The 20,744-nt window shown below is 40.7% G+C and carries 23 protein-coding genes and 2 pseudogenes; 15 read left to right on the forward strand and 10 right to left on the reverse strand.

What is annotated here, in order from left to right:
* The first annotated feature begins 102 nt into the window (after positions 1-102).
* The 4 genes from ACZ1G6_RS16845 (at position 103) to ACZ1G6_RS16860 (ending at position 7,305) form a co-directional block, all read left to right on the forward strand.
* On the forward strand, positions 103-2,601 hold the full coding sequence (locus ACZ1G6_RS16845) for a SpvB/TcaC N-terminal domain-containing protein (RefSeq protein ID WP_472617349.1): 2,499 nt from the start codon (positions 103-105) through the stop codon (positions 2,599-2,601).
* Positions 2,602-2,704: 103 nt separating this feature from the next.
* Positions 2,705-4,198, forward strand: a complete 1,494-nt coding sequence (locus tag ACZ1G6_RS16850) for a toxin TcdB middle/N-terminal domain-containing protein (protein WP_472617350.1) — start codon at positions 2,705-2,707, stop codon at positions 4,196-4,198.
* Positions 4,199-4,216: 18 nt separating this feature from the next.
* Complete coding sequence (locus ACZ1G6_RS16855) at positions 4,217-7,048, forward strand: RHS repeat domain-containing protein (protein WP_472617351.1); 2,832 nt, start codon at positions 4,217-4,219, stop codon at positions 7,046-7,048.
* A 2-nt stretch (positions 7,049-7,050) separates the two neighbouring features.
* On the forward strand, positions 7,051-7,305 hold the full coding sequence (locus ACZ1G6_RS16860; protein WP_472617352.1) for a hypothetical protein: 255 nt from the start codon (positions 7,051-7,053) through the stop codon (positions 7,303-7,305).
* Positions 7,306-7,434: 129 nt separating this feature from the next.
* On the opposite strand, the gene ACZ1G6_RS16865 is transcribed toward ACZ1G6_RS16860, so the two are convergent.
* A complete protein-coding gene (locus ACZ1G6_RS16865; protein WP_472617353.1) occupies positions 7,435-7,611 on the reverse strand; it encodes a SymE family type I addiction module toxin in 177 nt (58 codons plus the stop codon).
* A 51-nt stretch (positions 7,612-7,662) separates the two neighbouring features.
* Between ACZ1G6_RS16865 and ACZ1G6_RS16870 the strand changes: the two genes are divergently transcribed.
* The 5 genes from ACZ1G6_RS16870 (at position 7,663) to ACZ1G6_RS16890 (ending at position 11,009) form a co-directional block, all read left to right on the forward strand.
* Positions 7,663-7,815: a hypothetical protein gene (locus ACZ1G6_RS16870; protein ID WP_472617354.1), complete on the forward strand. Its 153-nt coding sequence runs from the start codon at positions 7,663-7,665 to the stop codon at positions 7,813-7,815.
* A gap of 138 nt (positions 7,816-7,953) precedes the next feature.
* Positions 7,954-8,109 (forward strand): hypothetical protein, encoded by a 156-nt coding sequence (locus ACZ1G6_RS16875; RefSeq protein ID WP_472617355.1) that lies wholly within the window; start codon positions 7,954-7,956, stop codon positions 8,107-8,109.
* A 207-nt stretch (positions 8,110-8,316) separates the two neighbouring features.
* Positions 8,317-8,958: an ankyrin repeat domain-containing protein gene (locus ACZ1G6_RS16880; RefSeq protein WP_472617356.1), complete on the forward strand. Its 642-nt coding sequence runs from the start codon at positions 8,317-8,319 to the stop codon at positions 8,956-8,958.
* A 456-nt stretch (positions 8,959-9,414) separates the two neighbouring features.
* Entirely contained in the window at positions 9,415-10,212 is a 798-nt protein-coding gene (locus ACZ1G6_RS16885; RefSeq protein ID WP_472617357.1) for a hypothetical protein, read from the forward strand.
* Between the two features lie 446 nt (positions 10,213-10,658).
* Positions 10,659-11,009, forward strand: coding sequence for a hypothetical protein (locus tag ACZ1G6_RS16890; protein WP_472617358.1), 351 nt, complete (start codon positions 10,659-10,661; stop codon positions 11,007-11,009).
* A gap of 117 nt (positions 11,010-11,126) precedes the next feature.
* On the opposite strand, the gene ACZ1G6_RS16895 is transcribed toward ACZ1G6_RS16890, so the two are convergent.
* Positions 11,127-11,297, reverse strand: coding sequence for a SymE family type I addiction module toxin (locus ACZ1G6_RS16895; protein WP_472617359.1), 171 nt, complete (start codon positions 11,295-11,297; stop codon positions 11,127-11,129).
* Positions 11,298-11,470: 173 nt separating this feature from the next.
* Between ACZ1G6_RS16895 and ACZ1G6_RS16900 the strand changes: the two genes are divergently transcribed.
* Positions 11,471-11,767, forward strand: a complete 297-nt coding sequence (locus ACZ1G6_RS16900; RefSeq protein ID WP_472617360.1) for a hypothetical protein — start codon at positions 11,471-11,473, stop codon at positions 11,765-11,767.
* A gap of 75 nt (positions 11,768-11,842) precedes the next feature.
* Here the strand turns inward: ACZ1G6_RS16900 and ACZ1G6_RS16905 are convergent, their stop codons facing one another.
* Positions 11,843-12,205, reverse strand: a complete 363-nt coding sequence (locus ACZ1G6_RS16905; protein WP_472617361.1) for a SymE family type I addiction module toxin — start codon at positions 12,203-12,205, stop codon at positions 11,843-11,845.
* A complete protein-coding gene (locus ACZ1G6_RS16910; RefSeq protein WP_472617362.1) occupies positions 12,165-12,719 on the reverse strand; it encodes a carboxymuconolactone decarboxylase family protein in 555 nt (184 codons plus the stop codon). The genes ACZ1G6_RS16905 and ACZ1G6_RS16910 overlap by 41 nt, the downstream gene beginning before the upstream one ends.
* Positions 12,720-12,965: 246 nt before the next feature.
* Between ACZ1G6_RS16910 and ACZ1G6_RS16915 the strand changes: the two genes are divergently transcribed.
* Entirely contained in the window at positions 12,966-13,505 is a 540-nt protein-coding gene (locus tag ACZ1G6_RS16915) for a peroxiredoxin family protein (RefSeq protein WP_472617363.1), read from the forward strand.
* 5 nt (positions 13,506-13,510) lie between these two features.
* Here ACZ1G6_RS16915 and ACZ1G6_RS16920 read toward each other — a convergent pair whose 3' ends face one another.
* On the reverse strand, positions 13,511-14,365 hold the full coding sequence (locus ACZ1G6_RS16920; protein WP_472617364.1) for a cupin domain-containing protein: 855 nt from the start codon (positions 14,363-14,365) through the stop codon (positions 13,511-13,513).
* A gap of 136 nt (positions 14,366-14,501) precedes the next feature.
* Between ACZ1G6_RS16920 and ACZ1G6_RS16925 the strand changes: the two genes are divergently transcribed.
* Positions 14,502-14,981 carry a YHS domain-containing (seleno)protein gene (locus ACZ1G6_RS16925; protein WP_472617365.1) on the forward strand — a complete coding sequence of 160 codons (480 nt, stop codon included), beginning with the start codon at positions 14,502-14,504 and terminating at the stop codon, positions 14,979-14,981.
* A 212-nt stretch (positions 14,982-15,193) separates the two neighbouring features.
* Positions 15,194-15,715 (forward strand): DUF2058 domain-containing protein, encoded by a 522-nt coding sequence (locus ACZ1G6_RS16930; RefSeq protein WP_472617366.1) that lies wholly within the window; start codon positions 15,194-15,196, stop codon positions 15,713-15,715.
* 24 nt (positions 15,716-15,739) lie between these two features.
* Here ACZ1G6_RS16930 and ACZ1G6_RS16935 read toward each other — a convergent pair whose 3' ends face one another.
* The 3 genes and pseudogenes from ACZ1G6_RS16935 to ACZ1G6_RS16945 form a co-directional block, all read right to left on the reverse strand.
* Positions 15,740-16,141, reverse strand: a complete 402-nt coding sequence (locus ACZ1G6_RS16935) for an ACT domain-containing protein (protein WP_472617367.1) — start codon at positions 16,139-16,141, stop codon at positions 15,740-15,742.
* Positions 16,142-16,180: 39 nt separating this feature from the next.
* Positions 16,181-16,835 (reverse strand): annotated as a pseudogene (locus ACZ1G6_RS16940) (cupin domain-containing protein).
* Between the two features lie 20 nt (positions 16,836-16,855).
* Positions 16,856-17,623, reverse strand: a complete 768-nt coding sequence (locus ACZ1G6_RS16945; RefSeq protein ID WP_472617368.1) for an SDR family NAD(P)-dependent oxidoreductase — start codon at positions 17,621-17,623, stop codon at positions 16,856-16,858.
* 108 nt (positions 17,624-17,731) lie between these two features.
* On the opposite strand from ACZ1G6_RS16945, the pseudogene ACZ1G6_RS16950 reads away from it, so the two are divergent.
* Together ACZ1G6_RS16950 and ACZ1G6_RS16955 are read left to right on the forward strand one after the other, a co-directional pair.
* Positions 17,732-18,074 (forward strand): annotated as a pseudogene (locus ACZ1G6_RS16950) (winged helix-turn-helix transcriptional regulator).
* A 25-nt stretch (positions 18,075-18,099) separates the two neighbouring features.
* Positions 18,100-18,933, forward strand: coding sequence for a dihydrodipicolinate synthase family protein (locus ACZ1G6_RS16955; protein WP_472617369.1), 834 nt, complete (start codon positions 18,100-18,102; stop codon positions 18,931-18,933).
* Here the strand turns inward: ACZ1G6_RS16955 and ACZ1G6_RS16960 are convergent.
* Together ACZ1G6_RS16960 and ACZ1G6_RS16965 are read right to left on the reverse strand one after the other, a co-directional pair.
* Positions 18,930-20,348, reverse strand: a complete 1,419-nt coding sequence (locus tag ACZ1G6_RS16960) for a DUF1501 domain-containing protein (protein WP_472617370.1) — start codon at positions 20,346-20,348, stop codon at positions 18,930-18,932. The genes ACZ1G6_RS16955 and ACZ1G6_RS16960 overlap by 4 nt on opposite strands.
* Positions 20,349-20,359: 11 nt before the next feature.
* Positions 20,360-20,686 (reverse strand): hypothetical protein, encoded by a 327-nt coding sequence (locus ACZ1G6_RS16965; RefSeq protein WP_472617371.1) that lies wholly within the window; start codon positions 20,684-20,686, stop codon positions 20,360-20,362.
* Positions 20,687-20,744: the final 58 nt, after the last annotated feature.

The following is a 20,744-nucleotide window of genomic DNA, read 5'->3' on the forward strand; positions in this document are numbered from 1 at the left end:
TAGAATGACAAAATGATGATTGAATGTTGCACAACACTCTGGTTTGTGTCACTGTAATTCATATTAAAATCATATATTTAAAATTTACACATGGAGGTGTAGATGAGTTACGTTCACCGTAGTCGCGTTTTAGCCCTTTTAATTGGTGTTCTTTCCACCGCTTTTTTATTTACCCACCACACAGCAGTTGCTAGCTTAGCTGCGCCTGCAATGTCTTCATTTGGCAGCACTTTAGTTGTACCAGCAACTGATACAGACGGAACATTTGTCGTGTTATGGAACGAAACAGCGCCTAATGTAGTATTAGAGGAGCAGACAGGCTTGGGCTTTCGCGTTTTACTTCCCAGTTACCTCGGCAGTCCGCTTACTCTAACTCGACCTATGGGTTCTTATACCTTTAGACTTGCTTCTTGCACAACTGGTGGCGGTGGTGGTCCAGCGCCCGGAGGTCCTGCGCCCTCCTTTGGGTTCGGTGCGACAGATTTCAAAGAGCCTCCTGTTTGTCAATATGGGCCCGCAAAAACAATTTTTATTGCGCCAGATGAGGACCCTACACCTCCGCCGTTAGCCGCAGGAGAGCCTGTAACAGAGCCAAGTGCAACTGCACCTGCTACCGCGCCTACTCGAACGGGCAGTAGTAACTATCATCAAAAAAACGGGGTCGTACTTGACCAAGCGCTAACTACGCCAGTTATGCCATCAAGTAACTTTAATGGCGGTTTATCGGGCCAAGCGAACATGTCAGGGGGTGCCGCCTCTTATTCTTTGCCTATTGGAATATTACCAGGCCGAAATGGAATGCAACCTTCGGTCTCAATTTCATATAGTAGCCGGTCTGGTCAAGGCAATGCTGGTGTTGGATTTAGTGTCAGTGCCGGCAGTTCGATTTCACGCTGTGGCGCTACTGTAGCGCAAGACGGATATTTTCGAAGTACGCAATTAAGCGTGTCAGATAAGCTGTGTCTAGATGGACAGCGCATGATGGTGGTAAGCGGGACTTATGGTTATGCGGGGGCATCTTATCGCTTAGAGATGAATGATAATACAATCATTTCACAAGTGGGCGGTCACATTAATCAAAGTGCGGCTTCATTTGTAGTAACGACAGCTAATGGTGGCAAATCATATTACGGTAACACCACACAAAGTAAGCTCCGATTAACAGGTAATGCTGCAACGATGACTTGGTTGCTAGAGAGTGAAGAAGATGTCAGCGGCAATAACACGGTTGACTATGTCTATATTGATTATGGACATGGTGAACGCCTATTAAATAAAATTTATTACACAGGCACTAGAACCTCTCAAGGCGATCGAAGTGTGACGATTGCATACAAGAACGCTGCTAAGCAAAGTGTTAGCTATTTAGCTGGCGCTAAAGGTAAATCAACCAAACAAGTCGATTACATTGACGTTCATTATGGCAGTACCCATATTTCTCGTTATCTTCTGCAATATATGTCAAGTAATGCAACAGGTAGACCTTTGCTTTCATCTATTCGAAAATGCTCGTATGAATTTGGTACTGCATGTCAATCACTTACTTCTTTTGAATGGTCTGACGATGATATCCATTATCAAGTAGAGGCTCTAGCGACAAATAATGGTAATACGCTAACGCCTAATGTTGGCCAGATAAATATGCCACGAGGTGATATGAACGGGGATGGTGTAAGAGACTGGCCATCGTATTTTGTGAATGCAGAAGGTGACGAATTAGGTCCAAACAACCATACGCAAAACCCCTGCTCATACAGTATGGCCACTAAAACCATGTTATGTCATTCGCCTGACTTTAATAATGACGGCTTGACAGATGTATGGCGTGTAGTTAACGGTAAAATGCAAATTGGCTATTCTAGGGTTGGTCAGCCAAATAATTGGACATCTACTGCGGCTACAAACGTATCTTTGGTTAATCAACACAACTTGCACTATGCACATAGTAAATATGTCACCAATATTGCTGACTATACTGGTGATGGCTGGGTTGATCTAATTGTTCATGAAGCGTCTGAGGTGACTAGTTATTTTACTCGTAATGTCAGTACGCGCGGCGCATTTTATATTTATAAACATTCTGGCAATCCTAACGCGCCTTATCCGGTGCGGACCTTGCTAACAACACTACAAAGCAAAGAAAGTATTCAATACGCCGGTGATCTAAATGGTGATGGCTTACCTGATTTTGCCATATCAAAGGTCAGTAGATTAGACCGAAATCCTCGGATTACTAAATTGTTAATGACTAATCGTAGTAGTAATGGCGGAATTAGTCTTATTACGCATACATTTTCGGTACCTACGCCACCGATAAACAGCCTTTATGATAATTTTGATATGTTAGTGGATATCAACGGTGACGGTCTTTCTGATTGGGTTGGCTTAATTAGCGGCCAAAATATGCGACTGTATGGCAAAATCAATAAAGGCAATGGCACTTTTACAACGCACTTCCCACTTGGATATACGTTACCATCGCGTGAAGTGAATGTACAAAACGGTCCAGAGCCAGAGTTCCTAATTTCGCCAAAATATAATATTGGTGTTAAACAAATGGATATTGATCATGATGGTCAAGTAGAGCTACTGATTACTTAGCTCAAGGCAAGTTAAAGGATGTGCAAGGTTAAATGTTTCAAACGGCTTCCAGTGGTTGTGCGGCGATGATATCTATGACCAACCAGTTCCGCAAGCAGGTCAGATGTTCAGCGCACAAGAGACAGATGATAAAAGTATTTATCAATTTAAAGCGCTTCGCTTTGTTAAGCAATCAGACGATACGTTCCGTATTTCGTCGAGTAACACTAATTTAATTGGCACGGTAGAAAGTGCAGTAGTTGATGCTTTTGGTAAAGGTTTGAGTGATTTAGTATTTGACTACTATGGCGATGCAGGAAACTACCGTACTGAAAATCCTACTTGGGGTCCACTAGTTGGACAGCCCGAAAACCGTGTTTATGTAAATAGGAATTATGGTAGTACGGCAAGCAGTACGCCAAGTAATCTGGAGTATCGTCCTTCTGATTTAATACTGCAAATTGATAACGGAGTTGGGAATGTAACTCAATTTGATTATTTGCCCTTATCAAGTGGTCAGGGCGGAAATCTATATACCGTAAATCACGCTGATGTCGTTGATAGTAGTCATTTTCACTTTGCATCTAGCATGTATGTAGTCAGTCAAAAGCGCACAAAAAATATCAATGGTACCTTTAACACTAAACGCTATGAATATGATGGTGCTATGTATAACAATAAGGGTAGAGGGTTTAGAGGGTTCAGAACCATAGTTGAATATGATGATGCCTTGAGTACAAAAACTGAAACAACGTACTTACAAAAGTTCCCTTTTTCTAGCTTGATCGAATCACAGCGCATTTATGAGCAAGGTCAAGCAAGCCCTTTTATGACAGTGGCAAAAACATGGGAAGAGAATCATAACAATAGTTATGCCGACACCTATCAAATATTTAATGCAAGTAGCCTGTCACAAAACTACGACATCACCACATTTTCTTGGTATAGCAGTACATATAATAGGGTGCTAGCAAACGATGTTGATAATTTTGGTAACGTCAAAAAAACAACTACTACCGCAACAGATGGATACGGAACGTTAGTTAGTACTACCGAAAAACAGTTTACGGGGACAACAAGCTGGCCTCATAAATACACTTGGCAGCGACAAACAAGTAACTATACGCCAAGTGGTTTGGTAACCGCAAAGCATGCAAATACACAGCTTAACCATACGCAAATAAGCAATGTAACACAGTGGGATACACTACATAGAAAACCTAAGCAAATGACATTGGCTGCGGGTAGCGTGCCTCTAAGCGCAACGGCGTGTAATGCTAGCATTGGCGCAAAATGTACATTGACAAGCACGGTATATAATACTTATGGACTGCCAATAAATATTACTCGTACAGGGCGCGTACTTAACAATACCAATGACAGCCAAGCTACACAAAATCGCAGTCAAACTATCTCGTATACTAAAAACGGTACCAGTGCGGCTAATGATGGTTACTTTCCTTATGAGCAACGTGCGAGTGTAGGCAATGTAGAGCATGCTAGTTACACTAAGTATTACCCAGCACGTGGTTTAGTAAAACAATTTGTGGATCCAAATGGAGTTGCGGTAGAAACAAAATACGATTCTCTTGGCCGCGCTATTGAAGTAAAACCCTAGGGTGCCCCTAAGCAATATATGCGCTATCGCAACGCTTGGTCAATTGCGGTTAATGGCAGTGGAAACGGCATTGCAGAAGCAATAGAGAGTGTTTACCAAGCTGGAACACCTACTACTCACGTATACTTAGCTAACAATGGTAAACCCTTGCGTGCGCTGGTAGAGGGATTTAATGGTGATTTTATAAAAGTGGATACCAGCTATGACAACGTTAATCGACTTACTCGAGAATCTGCGCCATATACATCAGGTACCAAGTATTACACACAATATTTTAATTACGATGTGTTATCACGTCCGGGCCGAAAAATTGCGCTAGCCACGGAGTCATCTGAAAACTTAACCGTTGATTACACCTATTATAAATTAGCCACTAATATTACGACCTATGCACCCGATGGTCACAATATGACAATGCAGCGTGTATATGATTCGCGTAATTTACTCATAGAAACTACCGATGCTAAAAACGGAAAGACACGATATGCTTATGACGCATTGGGTAACCCAATCGTTATTACTGATGCCAATGGACATAGTATATACACAAACCATGACGCTTTAGGACGCAAAACGTGGGTACGCGACCCCAATCAAGGATATTCGGCTTTTGAGTATAATGATTTTGGGGAGCTAGAAAAACAAACAGATGCAAATGGTAAAGTGACACGTTTTGATTATGATGCATTAGGGAGGGTTGTTAAGCGATTTTCGCCTGAAGGAAGTGCGTCTTTTGTGTTTGATACACTTAAAAAAGGTCGGTTAACCAGTGAAAACAGTCCTGATTTTAGCCGTAGCTATGAATATGATATTTTAGCCCGTCCAATAGCTACAAATACCACTATTGATGGTGTTAGTTATCGCAGTGAAACGCACTATGACGCAAACTATGGTCGTGTAAAAGCGATTGCTTACCCTAATGACTTAACGGTCAGGCATTTTTATAATTCACGCGGCTATTTGGAGTTTGAGACTAACGCGGCTAGTGGTTATGTATATCGCGAAATTACCAATCAAGATGTATTTGGTAATGTTAAAAATGCATACATCAGTAATGCTAAATTAAGCGGTGAATACCTTCATAGCCAAATCACTGGGCAAATGCTAATGTCAAAAGTGAAAAAAGGTCTGGCGACGCAACACCATCTGCATTATGTTAACTATGATAGCTATGGCAATATTAGAGCGCAGCAAAACTTGGCCACAAGTGTATCGTCAAGTGACGCCTTCACCTATGACAGCCTACATCGCTTAACCCATTCACAAACAACTAGTGTTGGCCAACATAGCGCAACAGACATTTATTATGCCTACGATGCGGTAGGTAATTTAAAGAAAAAAACCGATTATTCACAAAATAATTCAAATGCGTACCGGTATCATGCCAATAACAATCGTTTAAGCCAACTGACGCTAAAAAATGGCAGTATTGTTTCATTTACTTACGATGCTCGTGGTAACTTGACGCATCGCAATAATCAGTTAGAAACCCAATATAATAGTTTAGATAAACCCACACGCATTACTAAAAATGGTGCGATATTGGACTTCAAGTATGATGCAAACTGGATGCGTTTTAAACAAACACGAACTTATCAAGGAACGACAACACACACTTACTATTTAGGTAAAGGGTTTGAAGTTGAAAAGCGTGGAAGTCAAACTACTGAAAATACATATATTTCAGATGTTGCTATATTGACAGAGGTTAATGGCACGCCTTCAATTAAGTTTACTCACCGAGATAGATTAGGAAGTGCAACTACATTTACGAATCAAAATGGTGATGCTATTGGATATAGAATGTACGATCCCTTTGGCAAACCCCGAATGGGTAATAACGTTGCGATGAGTCATTATGGTCTAGCGGCCAGAATAACAAACAATTCCTTTGACCCAAGTAGTACCCCATCACGGCGCGGTTTTACCGATCATGAGCACCTTGATGAAGCAGAGTTGATTCATATGAACGGGCGGGTGTATGATTATAACCTTGGTCAATTCATGAGTGTAGACCCGTTTATTGTGGGACAAGGAAACAGTCAAGCAATTAATCCTTATTCATATGTACTAAATAACCCTTTGGGGTATACTGACCCAAGCGGATATTCGAGAATCAAGCAAGCGAAAAGAAACAAAGCTAATCTCACTAATAGAAAAATTGCCGCGATAAATAAAAAAATCGTTGCACACAACAATAAGATTTTAAGTAAGCAAGATAATGGTGATCGCGACCAAGTGGCACAAGGCTCATCAGATAATGGTGTTGACAAGCCAACAGGAATTAATGATACTAATTCAGTCGCTAGCGCAAATGAAATATCGGATATAGGTGGCCCACAGAAAATCGTTGAATCACCTGCGAGTTCTGGTGTAGAACCTAATGATGGTGCTAATGTAAATACTGACGTAACACCTGCACAAGAGGGGCAACAGAATGGTTTGAAGGCCGCACTGAAAGGGTTTGGCAGTGGTGTAGCTTCCGTGTTTAAAGGCACGGGAAAATCTATTAGGTTTGTTGGCCGTGGTACGGGACTTCTTGGTTCAGAGGAGCTTTCAGATTTTAATCTAGAGGGCGAACTCGTTGATAGGGGTCTCTATATACTTGTGACAAATGAAGCTGTTCGTAACGAAGTGGCCAATCAAGCTATTAATGCTGCCGGAAATATTGAACCGACTTCATATAATATAGGCAAAATCACAGGCCGACTTGTGACAGGAGTTATCTTGTCTCCTCTTGGAGCTTTAGCAACAATTGGGGATGGCACTAGCGCAGTCGAATCTGGGGTTGATTTAGGGCGGCAGAAGCTTACCGAAAGAGTTGTTCAAAGTATAATTTTAGGTGATTGAAAGTGAAAAACTATTTATTGGTTTTTGCTTTAAGTTTAGGCTATTTTTTAGCTTGTTTGTTAAAGCAGAATTATCCATTTTATTTCTTAATCGCTGTTCCTGTTTTTTTTGGAATTCTATCTTGCATAGTTATCAAAGGTAAGCCGATTATTAAGCGAGGTTTGGCTACTGTAGTACCAATTTTTTCTTTACCCTGGATCTATTTATTTTTGAATATACAAGATTTTATTGGGGTAGTGCTGCTGCACTCTTTTTGATTGGCTTGTTAGTTGTGCAGCTTTGGGAAGCTCTTGAATGGATTTTTGAACCAATTAAGAAGAAGTTTAAAAAAACCTAATAAAATAGAAGGCGCTCACTCATTGAATAGTCACTGAATGAGCGGCTATTTATTTATACGGCTCGCTAGTCAGTACCAAACACCCTTCCATAACCCTGATCTTCACAGGCGAATCAATCTCAAAAGCTGCTTTGATTAACCAATGGTCTTTAATGTGGATCTCACCAATGGGTGTGGGTTGGTGGCAGTTCTGGCTCAGTTGATAGGAGTGGTAAGCCTCCCTCACTTTTAGTTGCCGTTTTTTTAGATGTAGCTGACATTGGGTATAGGAGGCTGAGTGGATTCATATGTACTAAATAATCCTTTTGGGTATACTGAACCAAGCGGATATTCGAGAATCGAGCAAAATAATGATGACGGCGACCAAGGAGCAAAAGGCTCATCAGATAATAGTGTTAAAGCGACAACAGGCACTAATTATACTAATTAGGTTGGTAGCGCAAATGAAATATCGGATATAGGTGGCGCACCAAAAATCGCAAAATTACCTGCGAGTTCTGGTGGGAAATTTGCTAATGGCGCTCAGACTGGGGCTTTTCAGTATTTGTCCAACCAGGTTGGACAATCATTGGAACAAAATGACGAGGCATTAATTACAGATGAAGAAGCGAGGAAATTAGCCAAACTTGGGATAGAAGCAATTTCGTCCGGTGGAAAGTTGATATTACAATCTTCAAATGGCACCCTTTTGGGGACGCTGAAAAAAGTGGGGCTGGAATATTAACTTCTGGTTTGGGATTTTTAGACCCGGATTTAGGGAATTCTGTTTTAACAGCACAAACGAGAAGAAACATCGATATTTTTCAAGCTGAAAACTTATCTATAGAAGGAATTGAGACATCATCGAGCATGACTATAATGAATAGGAGTGGTAACCATATTGGTGTTGCTATAACTCTAGCGGAAAATGGCTATCGATACAGGGGAATTCATGAATTACTCAAAAAATAAGGGCATTACTCCTGCTGTAAGAAAAATGATGTTGTTGATTGCTTTTTTTTCATCATTATTGCCACAATTCGTCAGCGCATCTGATGCTACAGAGCCAAAAACTGATGCCATGACGTCAGCACTTGTTGACGCAATCGAGGATAGTTCATTATCAAGGTTGCGCGAACTTTTAAATTCTGGTGCAGACCCAAATGTTAAAATTAACGGGTTTCCTATAATTTTTTACACAGTAATAGATTCCTGTAAGCCATATGTTTTGAAGGAACTCTTGATTAATGGTGCGTTAGTAAATGTCAGTGATGACATTTCAAAGACCTACCCATTGCATTGGAGTGTCACGCATAAAAATCTAAAATGTTTTGACCTTCTTTTGGCAGAAGGAGCTAATCCGTTAGTGGTGGATCATGAGCAAAGAAATCTGTATTTTTTTGCCCTCGAGTTTTCAAATAGTGAAATATTGCAGAATATATTTGATTTAGAAGTCGACTTAATGCAAAAAAATATTTATGGGGTAGATGCGGTTCATCAATCAATTATCTTGAAGGAACCGTTATTTTTTAGAAGTCTACTTCTGCAGAATGTCGTCTCAAAAAATGATATCGATGACGAAAAAAATCGCTAAAACTATAAGTATTTTATCTATAGAAGAGGAGTTAGCAGCCATCATAGCTGTGAACTTCCCAGATTTTGCTAGACGCTTATAGGTGGCTCAGGTGTGGATTCTTACATATCCCTCAAGACAGATTATTATTAACAGGGAGGATACGATTATGAAAATTAAGCCAAGACCAAGTTTATTTCTCTGGACGTTCATTAGTATCTTCTTAGTTTTCTGGCTTGGATTTGATCTTTCGTCTGGTATCGCTAACGGAGAAATACAAGATTTACGGACTGGAAATAGCTTACTTCAAGACGAACGACCAATATGGTTTTGGTGTGTTTTTCTACTGAAGTCTTTAGCTATGTTTGCTTGTTTGTATTTTTTGTCTGGTGTAACGCAGATAGCCAGTGTCATGCTGAAAAGAGCCCGAAGAAAGTGAAATAGCTTAATGAACAAAGCCCACACTCGCGGGTTTTGGTGTTTTTGGGGTCAGGCTGCCGACTCGTTATCGTTGGACTGCTCAGCCTGTTTGATGGCTTCCTGCTCTACCTGCCCGACGATATTCGTACTGGCCATGGTCTTTTGTTTATTGATGCTCATGCAGCGACTCAGCGTGTTAAGCCTTGCCTCAAGTGTGGTGCAAACGAAAGCGTTTGTGATAAGGTGCTATGGCTACCCAAAGATGTTGTAAGCGCTGCTGTTACGGGAGCAAGTGCAGCGTGTGAAGGCTTTTTCAACTGCATATGCTCAAAACGTGAGTACTTCAGAGTTAGTACAAAGAGCTTTAAGAATGGATTTAGAATGATTAAAAAATTGTTAATTGCTATAGCACTGTTACTTTCCTATCAGGTTTTTGCTTCTGCATCACTGTACACGTCGAGTTATTTGAACATAGCTTCTTACTATACTCATCCTCCAGTTAAAGGTGGTATAGAACTGCGCCGCTTGCCAGTTTTGTTTGGTGACGTTATTTCAATCAAGTTTTTGAGTTTAAAACAAGATGAAGCTTGGAAACTCATTGAAAAAGGTGAGATCGGCTTAGCAGCTATACTGTCAAGTTATCAGCACAACCAGGCTTTGTCTCCTGAAGAAGCGAAGCGTAGGGCTATGAGAATAGCTGAGCTATTTATTCAGGCTGGTTACGATGTATCGCGATACGAAAACGATGGCAGGAGTACAGCGAGAGTTTTGGAGGACTGGGCTTTATTCGATGATGAAATGAATGCTTTTTTAAAGCAGTCATTAGGAGGCAAAGATCTATATTCCTGTTACTAATTTGCACAAAAGGGGCAGGGTCGCGGTTGGTGGGCACAAACGAAAGCGTTTGTTAAGGGCGCTATTGGTTATCCCAAGGATGTTATACGTACGGTTGTTACTGGAGGTAGTGTCGCTTGTGAAGGTTTTTCAACTACTTGTGCTCAGAATGTCGATAATTCAAGACGTATTGGCGGCGTACTCTATGAATATAATAATGATCCTGAAGTTGCCAAAGCGGTCGATTTAGCAAATAAGCTTGCTACGCTGGAGGTAATGAATAACCCCGTTATTCAATCACAAATCGCAGGTAGGGCTACAGTTGCCACAATAGTTGGAACTGGTGATGTTATCGGGATGGGGTTAAATGTAATGGCTATTAACGGTGGCGCACTGAGAGCTACAGATGCTGGAGGTAATGTTAGTACTTCCGAGCTGGTGCAGGGAGCTTTAGGGGTGGAATTAGAATGATTAAAAATAGATGTTCAAGTTGTGGTTCAGCTTTGACAATTCCTAAGGCTGCTTTTGCGAGCAAAAGCTTTCCATTAAAGTGTAACGAGTGTGGGAAGAAACAATTTCGAAGACATGATGTTTCAAAAACACTTATCTATTTAGGTGGTTCTATAGGATTGTTTGGCTTGCTGTTCCTTTATATGGGTAAGGGATTGCAAGCTGTTGGTATGTCGTTAATTGTATATTTGTCCTTGCTTTTGATTACATACATTGTAGACTTGTTTTTGTTTGATTTGTCTGAATATACAGATCAAGAAGAAAGTCGCGTGGTAAGTAAATCTAAAAAAATATTTACATTGCGGTAATTGTTATTTTTCTTGGTACGATTTTCTATGTGTTTGATGTGTAAATATAATTAAACGCAGATAGATAATTAATAGGATAGGCACTCGTTGAATAATTAATGAGTGCCTTTTTAGTTTTTACGGTTCGCTGGTTAACACCAAACATCCCTCCATAACCCTGATCTTCACAGGCGAATCAATCTCAAATCCTGCTTTGATTAACCAATGGTCTTTAAGGTGGATCTCACCAATGGGTGTGCGTTGGTGGCAGTTCTGGCTCAGTTGATAGGAGTGGTAAGCCTCCCTCACTTTTAGTTGCCGTTTTTTTAGATGTAGCTGACATTGGGTATAGGAGGCTGAGTGGATTCATATGTACTAAGTAACCCTTTGGAGTATACTGACCCAAGCGGATATTCGAGAATCAAGCAAGATAATGGTGGTGGCGACCAAGGAGCGCAAGGCTCGATTATTGGGAAGTGATAATGAAAATTAAAGTTTGCCCTGAGTGTGGAGGTCAAAATTTTTCTATTTTAGAAAAATTACGTATTGTTGCAGATGACGAGTCGGTGACGTGTCAAAAGTGCGGTACGCGCGTAGGTGTCTTTGTCGTATTGCGGTATTTGATAATGGCAATAGCTACAGCAGGATTCCCGTTTTCTTTTGCTTATTTTTTTGGGGAGTTTGGCTTCTTAAAGGCTATTGTGCCATCGATTTTGTTTGCGTTGTTTTTACTCGTTGCACTCTCCATTTTTTGCCCTGTCTCTAGGCTCAATAAATAGTATTGTTTTTTTATGAAACCTAATAAATAGGACATACACTTTAAGCCCTAGCTAACCACTAGGGATTTTTAGTATTTAGAGTTCGCTAGTCAGCACCAAACACCCCTCCATCACTCTGACCTTCACAGGCGAATCAATCTCAAATCCCGCTTTGATCAACCAATGACCTTTAGATTGAATCTCGCTAATGGGTGTGCGTTGTCGGCAGTTCTGGCTTAGTTGGTAGGAGTGGTAAGCCTGCCTGACTTTTAACTGACGTTTTTTTAGATGTAGCTGACATTGTGTATAGGTTGCGTCACAATTTGGTTCTGATGACAATCTAGTAAAAAAATGGCCTGCTCGTGAACACTCGAGCAAGCCACTATAACAAATAACTATTCCAATTGAGGGCAAACAACTAAGGGGCTTTTTGCCACTCAAACTGCTGGAAAGGTGCATCAAGTGGCGTTTCTGCAAAATGATTCACATAGTTACTCATTACCTTTTGCGACAGTATCAATACGATATCTAGTATGTGTTGATTGTTGTATCCCACATCATAAAAGGCCTGCTTTTGAACTTGATTCAAATGGCCTCTTTTACGTACTATTTCTAACGTGGTGTCGCGTAAAACGTTTAATTTTTCATCTGTAAATGGTGTTTCGTTACGTACTGCTTCAATGATATCTGCAGGTACTTTCATGGCATGCGCAATACCAGTATGAGCCGGTACGCAATAGTGGCAAGCATGCTCAACATTTATTGTTTGCCATACAACGGTTATCTCATTTGAGTTAAAAGCTGTCTTTTGCGCTAACCCGTGCAGTATCTGATATCCCTCGAGCAATTGTGGGGATTGTGCCATGACAGCGTGTAAATTGGGGATCATGCCAAACGCTTTTTGGGAATTTTCCAAAAGAGGTTTAGCTTCTTTTGGCGCTGTTTCAATATTATGTAGGGTAAAGTCCGACATTGTTTGTCTCCTATTGATACTTAGTTAACACGCAAATTTTGTGCTTACGTTGTATAAAAAAAGACAGTACTAGCAGCATAATAATTTCAGAAAGATTTTATAGTATTGATTTTTAATGAATTTTATTGCTCGTTTTTTCGCAATGAAAGGCCTTGAAAGTTTTTTAATGATCAAACTGTCTATTACTACATAGACGAATAATCAGCTATCAATACACAATTGATAAGCGTACCAATGGAAACCAACATGAATAACATTATTGCAATACTACTAACTGCGCTTATCGGGTTTAGTACATCGGCACTGGCTCAACAGTCAGCAAATACGGCAGACAAAACAACTGAGTCAGAAAAGCAAGTTTTAATGGCGCCAGACTGGACATTACAAACCCAAGACGGAAAAGACGTTAGTTTTTCCGACTATAAAGGCCAGCCGATGTTTATTCATTTTTGGGGAACATGGTGTCCTTATTGCAAAAAACTCCATCCAGGCTTAGAGCGAGTGCGCGCACAATATGAAGATAGAGGTTTAGTGGTCTTAGGAATTAGTGTGAATGAGCCGATTGGTGCAAAACCACAAAGTGAGCTAACTAGTCGTGGTATTAATATGCTAACACTTGTAGATGGTGACGATGTCGCAATTGAAGATTTTGAAATTGCAGGTACACCGGCCACATTTTTTATTGCACCTGACGGCAGAATTTTAGGCTCAACAATGGAATCAAACCCAGATGATCCGCGTTTTGCCCAAATCGCTGAATATTTAGTGAGCCTACCAAGAACTTAATAGGTTTACTTTGTTGATGAAAGACGCGCTGACAGGTGCGTCTTTTTTACAGACAGCGGCGAAATATTTAAGTGTTGTTTAAACAACCTTGCTAATGCTGAGCCGCTATCATACCCTACGGCAATCGCTGCTTGATGAACTGACTTTCCCTCAATTAGATATTTTTTGGCATGCTCTAAGCGCAGCATGGTTAAATAATGCATGGGCGTTTGATTCATCACTTGTGTAAAACGTTTTGCAAACCCCGCTCTAGACATCAGCGCCTCTTGTGCAAGTTTTTCGACACTCCAATTCTTTGAGGGGAATATATGAATTGCTTGGATAGCACGTGCTAATTTACTGTCTTGCAAACCCGCAAATAGCCCTTGTTTCACCTTACCTGCAGCAATGGTTTCTCTGATCATTTGTATAATGAGTATTTCACATAACTTGTCCATTATGGTTTCTTTGCCGGGGCTTTCGGTGTTTGCCTCACAGAAAAGCCATTGACTAATTTGAAAAATCTGAGCAAATTCATCAATTGGGTATATCAACAATGCCGGCAGCCTAGCCATAATGTTTAGCGCCAATACATTATGAAATGAAATATTTGCACATACCAAGTCAGCCCCAATCTGGGGATCAGGTTGTAAGGTATGCGTTTTGCCTTGTGGAAAAAAGAAAATAGATGGCTTGTCAATTGCTATCGTTTTGCCTTGGCTAATGATATTTAACTTGCCTGAATTCAAAATATGTAAATGCCCAGACAAACCTTTATCTGTAGGTGACTGCTCAAACGGGCTTAACTGGCATAAGTTACCGTTAAAGAATACTTGCGCTTGCAAGTCAGTATCTTTCAGTACAGTTGATAAAGAATCCATAAACACCCCATAATTAGACGATATGTATGAAAGTGTAGACTATATGACGCAATAAAGATTCATTTTTTCCTATCTTATATGATGTATTTACACATAATCGCGTTTATGCGCATTAATCACTATAGGAAAACAAAACATGAAATTATCAACTTTATTAAAAGTAAGTGCTATTGCCTCTTCAATCGCGTTTAGTGCATTTAGCTTCGCCTCTGACATAGATGTAAATGCAGATGCTAACGATGTTGCTATCAAAGGCTATGACACGGTTGCTTATTTTACGGCGGGCGAACCCGTTCAAGGTTCAAGTGAATTCACAGCCACTTATAAAAATGCTATTTATCAATTTTCGACTGCAGGCAATCGTGATCTGTTTCGTTCAAATCCAGAAAAATTTGCACCTCAATATGGCGGTTTTTGTGCATTTGGTGTGACGATGGAGCGTAAGTTTGATACCGATCCAACGGCATTTAAAATTGTCGATAATAAGTTGTATCTAAATTTAAATGACCAAGTACAACAGCGTTGGTTAACCGATACTAGTGGCTTTATTAATACTGCTGAACAAGTATGGGTAAATATTTATGACAAATCTGATACACAATTAGCTGAAGAATAAGTGCTTAAGCGGCTTGACGAAGTCGCTAAATGAGTAGCCGAAAGTGCCAAGTAATATTTTGTTACTTGGCATTTTTGCGTATAAAAGAATAAATATTCTTATTAAATCGCCCTTTGTGCTAGGGTTTATTTAGGCATCATATCCTAAATATCTTCAACTATTATTGCGGTCAAGATATCATAAGGCAAACCATAAGATATATAGGCATCAACATGGCAAAACTGTCGCTTCAAGAACAAATGCTCAAAGCTGGACTAGTAAATCAAAAGAAACTCAAAAAGGCTAAAAAAGGCTCAAAGAAGTCTCGTGAAATGGCTCGTGAAGTTAAGGCGAGTGTTGAGTCGCAAAAAGATGAGCAAGTACTAAAGGCGAAAGCGCTCAACAAAGAGCAGCAAGATCTAAAACATCAAAAAGAGTTAAAAGCGCAAGTTAAACAACTCATAACGATGAATCAAATTGTCGTGAAGGGTGGAGAGCTTAAGTATAATTTTACCGATAATAATCTAATTAAGTTTGTTTATGTTGATGAGAAAACAAGGGAACAGCTAGTCAATGGTTTATTGGCAATCGCTAGGCTTGATGACACCTACGCAATTATTCCAAGTATTGTGGCAAATAAGATTGTGACACGCGACGAAGATACTATTTTAGAAAACAAATCTAATGAAGTAGATATTGCACCAGAAGATGATCCTTATGCAGACTACGTGGTGCCAGATGATCTGATTTGGTAGCGGTTTAGTGGGCTATTCGCTAAGTTAGATTTTAGTGAGTGCTTGTAGCACACTTAGCGCCGGTTGAGCATCCTTGCTAGCAACAAACACGTGGTCATGATAGTAGGCGGCCACGACGTTCGCGCTGATATTATGCTGTGTTAATGCAGTAGCAACTGCCGCCGTTAGGCCTACAGCATCCAAACTAGAGTGAACATTTAGAGTAATGCATTGAAACACGCCTGAATAAGACATTTCGTGTTTATCAGCAACCCTGCGCTCTACAATCAGCGTTAAGCCTTCTTTTTCTTGAAATGTACATATAGGCTCCAAACTACCCAGTACAGAGTAATCCTTGATATCAGTCACAACAAACACATATTGTCTATAAGATAAACTTGGTGACATTGAACGGATTAGTTTGTTTAAGTCTGTTTCACCTGACATATCTTTTTCCCTATTTTATTTGTCTATCGCGTTTTTAAATCAATTGATTGGCAAATGCCCTGTTTTGACTAAAATAATAGTATCTTCTTCTACAAATGGATGATGTTTACTTAAATGCGGGCTTCGTATCCAAGTATGTTTTGGGTAGTGGCCAAACTCATCTGCGAATGTGCCACTTAACACTAATATTTCCTCACCTCCGTAGTGCATATGAGGCTTAAATATTTCTCCTGCCGGCCATTTGACTAAGGCCACGTTTTCATTTGGACTTTGGTACAAAGGCATGACTTCTAGTTTGCCTTGCCCTTGTAGCCAAGGCGTATTTTGCGTGTCAATTCTTAACGTTTGTTTGTCGTCGGGGTCGAATTGGTGCAATTTGACAAACAACGTACACCCTTGCTCGCTAAACGGTATATGGCCGCTGCCAAGGTGGATTTCGTATGTAAGTACCAGCAGGGTAATCACCATTTTCATCAGAAAAAACACCATCTAGTACAAAGATTTCTTCTCCTTTAGGGTGTTCATGCCGAGAAAAGCTTGCACCAGGCTCATAGTAGACAATACTGGTGGCATGGCCTCGTTCCTGCTCTTGCCTTGCTAAAGGCTTGCGCAATACACCCGCTGCAGGACTTTGAACCCAGTCCATTTGATTAGTGTCGATGACGACACGTTTAGTAAAATCAATATTGAGCATGTGTTTTCCTATACTTAAATTTAATTACGACCTGCAATTACACCGCCATCGACATCCCAGATTGCGCCTGTAACCCAACTCGCCTCTTCACTAAGTAAAAAAGCAATACTATTTGCGACATCCTGTGGTGTGCCTATTCGCCCAATAGGGTGAAAAGCATTGAACCCTGTTAGCGTGCTTTCTAACTCTTTTGCATCGATAAAGGATTCATATATAGGCGTATTAACAACTGCGGGTGATACAGCATTGACGCGTATATTGTCATCTGCCAGCTCCATTGCCATGTGTTGAGTAAGTACGTGAAGACCAGCTTTGGCCATCGAATAGGCTGAAGACGGCGTTGCTTTTATCGCTTGCTTAGCCCACATCGACCCCACATTCACTATACTTCCACCATTATTACGTTTCATGTTATTAGCAGCGGCTTGAGATAACAAAAAGAAGGATTTGTTCAAGTCCATATAAACATTAATATCATCTACAGTATGATCTAAGAAACCTTTTGGATTAAAAGAGCCCGCCGCATTAACCACGTAGTTAATAACGTGATTTGTGTCATTAATATAGTCAATAAGGGTTTGCAGATCATCCTGATTATACAAATCAATTTGAACAGAGCTGGCGATACCGATTTCATTGAGCATAGAGAGTGAATTTTCAAGCTTTGCCTGATTTCTGCCTGTGATCACAACATGCACACCCGCTTTGGCTAATAATGTTGCCGTTGCTAAACCGATTCCGCTGGTTCCACCAATAATTAGCGCAGTAGCTGAAGGAACGTAAGTCATAATAAAATACCTCATGTAAGTGTAATTAACGTGTTAATCTTAATCGTCTAGTGGTGCCTAAAAAAGTACGCACAAATTAGTTAGGTAGTTACAATTAGGTGTATCTTAATGAATACTAAAGAAAAATTATTTTCAATAAAGTCAGCGCCCGCTAAATCGGCGCGTATGGTTGAAGCGATTTTCCGGTGTAAATGGTCTTTAACGGTTTATCAACTGCTTGCAAATGACATTTGTCGTCCTTAGTGAAATGGTTAGGAGTGTAGAGGGCTTAAGCACAAAAGTATTAAATGATTGTCTGCGTCGAAATATAGAATTCGGTATATTAGAGCGGATCGCATACAACGAAATCCCTCCTAAAGTGGAATATAAAGTCACTGAATTTGGTCAAAAATTTATTCGTATTTTGGACGAACTTGCATCCTTACAAAACGAGCTAGAAAAAGAAAATTAGTGTCTAAATGAGGAAACAATAGTCTATGGTTTTTGCAGGTTTAAGTGGTTTTCCTATCACACCGATGAAAAATGGTACACCTGATATCGCATGCTTATGTGCGTTGCGTGACCATATCGATAATTCAGGCTTGGATTCTATTGGCGTGTTAGGTAGCACGGGTAGTTTTGCATATTTAAACGAATCTCAAAGAATTATGGTTATGGAGTGCTGGAGCGAAGTCTCTACTCCATGGATTGCAGGGGTAAGCGCAACAACGACCGCACAAGCAGTCAACTATGCAAAAATGGCGTATCAAAACGGTGCTCAAGGGATCATTGCTAATGCTTTTGCTTATGTTCCATTAACAACGACAGAATTAGAAAGTTATTTCTTGGGTCTTGCAGATGCTAGCCCTTTACCCTTGTGCGTCTACGACAATCCGGTCACAACCGGCCAAACCTTACCTATAGCGTTACTTGAGCGCTTGTCCCAACATTCAAACATACAAGCAATTAAGGCCTTCGCTAAACCAGATAATACTGAGCAACATACAATATTAAGTACTTTGGAGTGGCAAGCTGGATATGCAGTTGATGCGAATTGCTGTGAAGCAATGATAGCGGGGGCCAGTACTTGGTATTCTACACTGGCAGGCACGGCACCAGAATTATTGGTACCGATAGTCGAAGCGATAAAAAGGAATGACTTTGCTAAAGCTAGGCACTTAAATCAAGCAAATCAAAAAGTATATGGCTTAATGAAACAACACACCGGTTACCGATTTGTACATGCCCTTGCAAAACAAAGAGCTTGGCATTGTGAACTACCAAAGCCTCTTATAATGCCAGACATTCCTTTAATAGAGGCCTTAGCTTAACGCATAAAGCCAATGTCTTTATCAGTGAAGTTAGCTAGGTTTGGAAACTCTTGTGCTATTTGATCTTCATCTAAGCCAAACCAACTGCCTAATGTAGCCGCATATTGCTCAACAGAGACTTTTGGTATTAAGCGGCCACGTCCATCCGTATAATCTTCACTGTCTTGTTCCATGCTTGGTAGATGTCCAAAAATGTTACCGCCTCTTACACTGCCTCCTGCAACAAAGTGATGCCCAGCCCAGCCATGGTCTGTTCCGTCACCATTGTCGTTTAAGGTTCTACCAAAGTCAGAAGCGGTGAATAATGTGACATCATCCCACATGTTTTGCTCAATCATAGCGTCTCTGAAGGCTTTAATGGCATCAGCGATTTGAGTTTGTAAACCAGGTACACTGTTGGCTTGTGCTGAGTGAGAATCAAAGCCACCAATACCAACAAAAAACACCTGGCGTTTGGCGTTAAGTGTTTCGCGAATCGATATGGTTTCGGCTACGGTTTTTAATTGGGTTCCTAATCCTGTGCTTGGAAATACAACGCTAGAGTCTGCAACATTAGCATAAGCATCGGCAAACACTGTGCCATTGCTCACTCCTAAGCCTTGATAGTTAGCGGCATCATTTTCAAACACATTGTTAGAGTTAAAATCGCGCTGTTCTAAAAATGCCAGTAAACGGGCTCGAGCATCATTAAAATGATTGTTACTTCCTAATATTGAGCGGCGCTCTACCGGGTTAACTCGCACACCACCATTTGACGACACACTAAAGCCTGAGGCCAATTGCCCAGTTAAAAAAGTATTGTTGGTACTGGTAGTAATGCCCATATACGTTGTATTAAGCGTAGCGTCACTGCGTATAGTTGAGTCAAGCAAGCGGCCACCCCAGCCGACTCTTGCGCCTTCAACATTTAAGGCCATCCATGTTGATTGTTGGTCATTATGTGAAAATAAGCGGCTGGGTAGCTCGACGGTGCGCTGCTCAAATTCTTGACGTGTGACCGGCCGAATAAGTGGTCCAACACTTCCTACCACGGCAAGTTCTTCATTATCAAAGAGTTCATGTAAAGGTGCTAATTGAGGGGGTAAACCATATTCACGACCACCTAAATCAGGTGAGTTGAGGGGATTTAACGCTAAAATATTGTTGATGTTGCGAGATGAGCCTGACGAGCTTGCATCATATGCACCCATTAATTCAGCTCGGCGACTCGAAAATATATCATAGGATGCTTGGTCCTTCGGTAATATGGTGTCGTTATGATCCAGACCACCAAAGAAAAAGACACACACTAAAGCTTTGTAGCCTTCTACGTCTTTGGCAAAAGCATTGCTGCTTGTTAGGCTACCAAGCAAACCTGCACTAACGGCCATCGCACTGGCACTGCGTAAAAAGTCTCGTCTATTTATTTTTGACATAATAGCACCTATTAATAAATTACAGTAAACGAAGGGTCACTTGTGACCATTATGATAGCCAAATGCACTCTGGCGAGTTTATCCGTGTCTTCGTTTGTGTCTCTGATGGCGATTGACGCGACAGCATCTTGTATGACTTGTTTGGATTCATCAGTCATCCGGTCACCGGTCAACAACACCGCTAAGTGTTGTGTTAGGGCTTGAGCATCATCCGCTAATGCGAGTTCATCAGAGTAGTCAGGAATAAACGTGTTTTCACTACTTCGAGTCGGTGTATTATCGACAATAAAGTCGGTGATAAAGTTGGTAAATCCAATCGCCGATGCGGTGTTTGTCACTTGAAACTCTGGCGCGGTTAGACCTAATTCTCCACTGCGCGTACCATAGGCGCAATAT

The organism is Glaciecola sp. HA4-3, assembly GCF_055693685.1.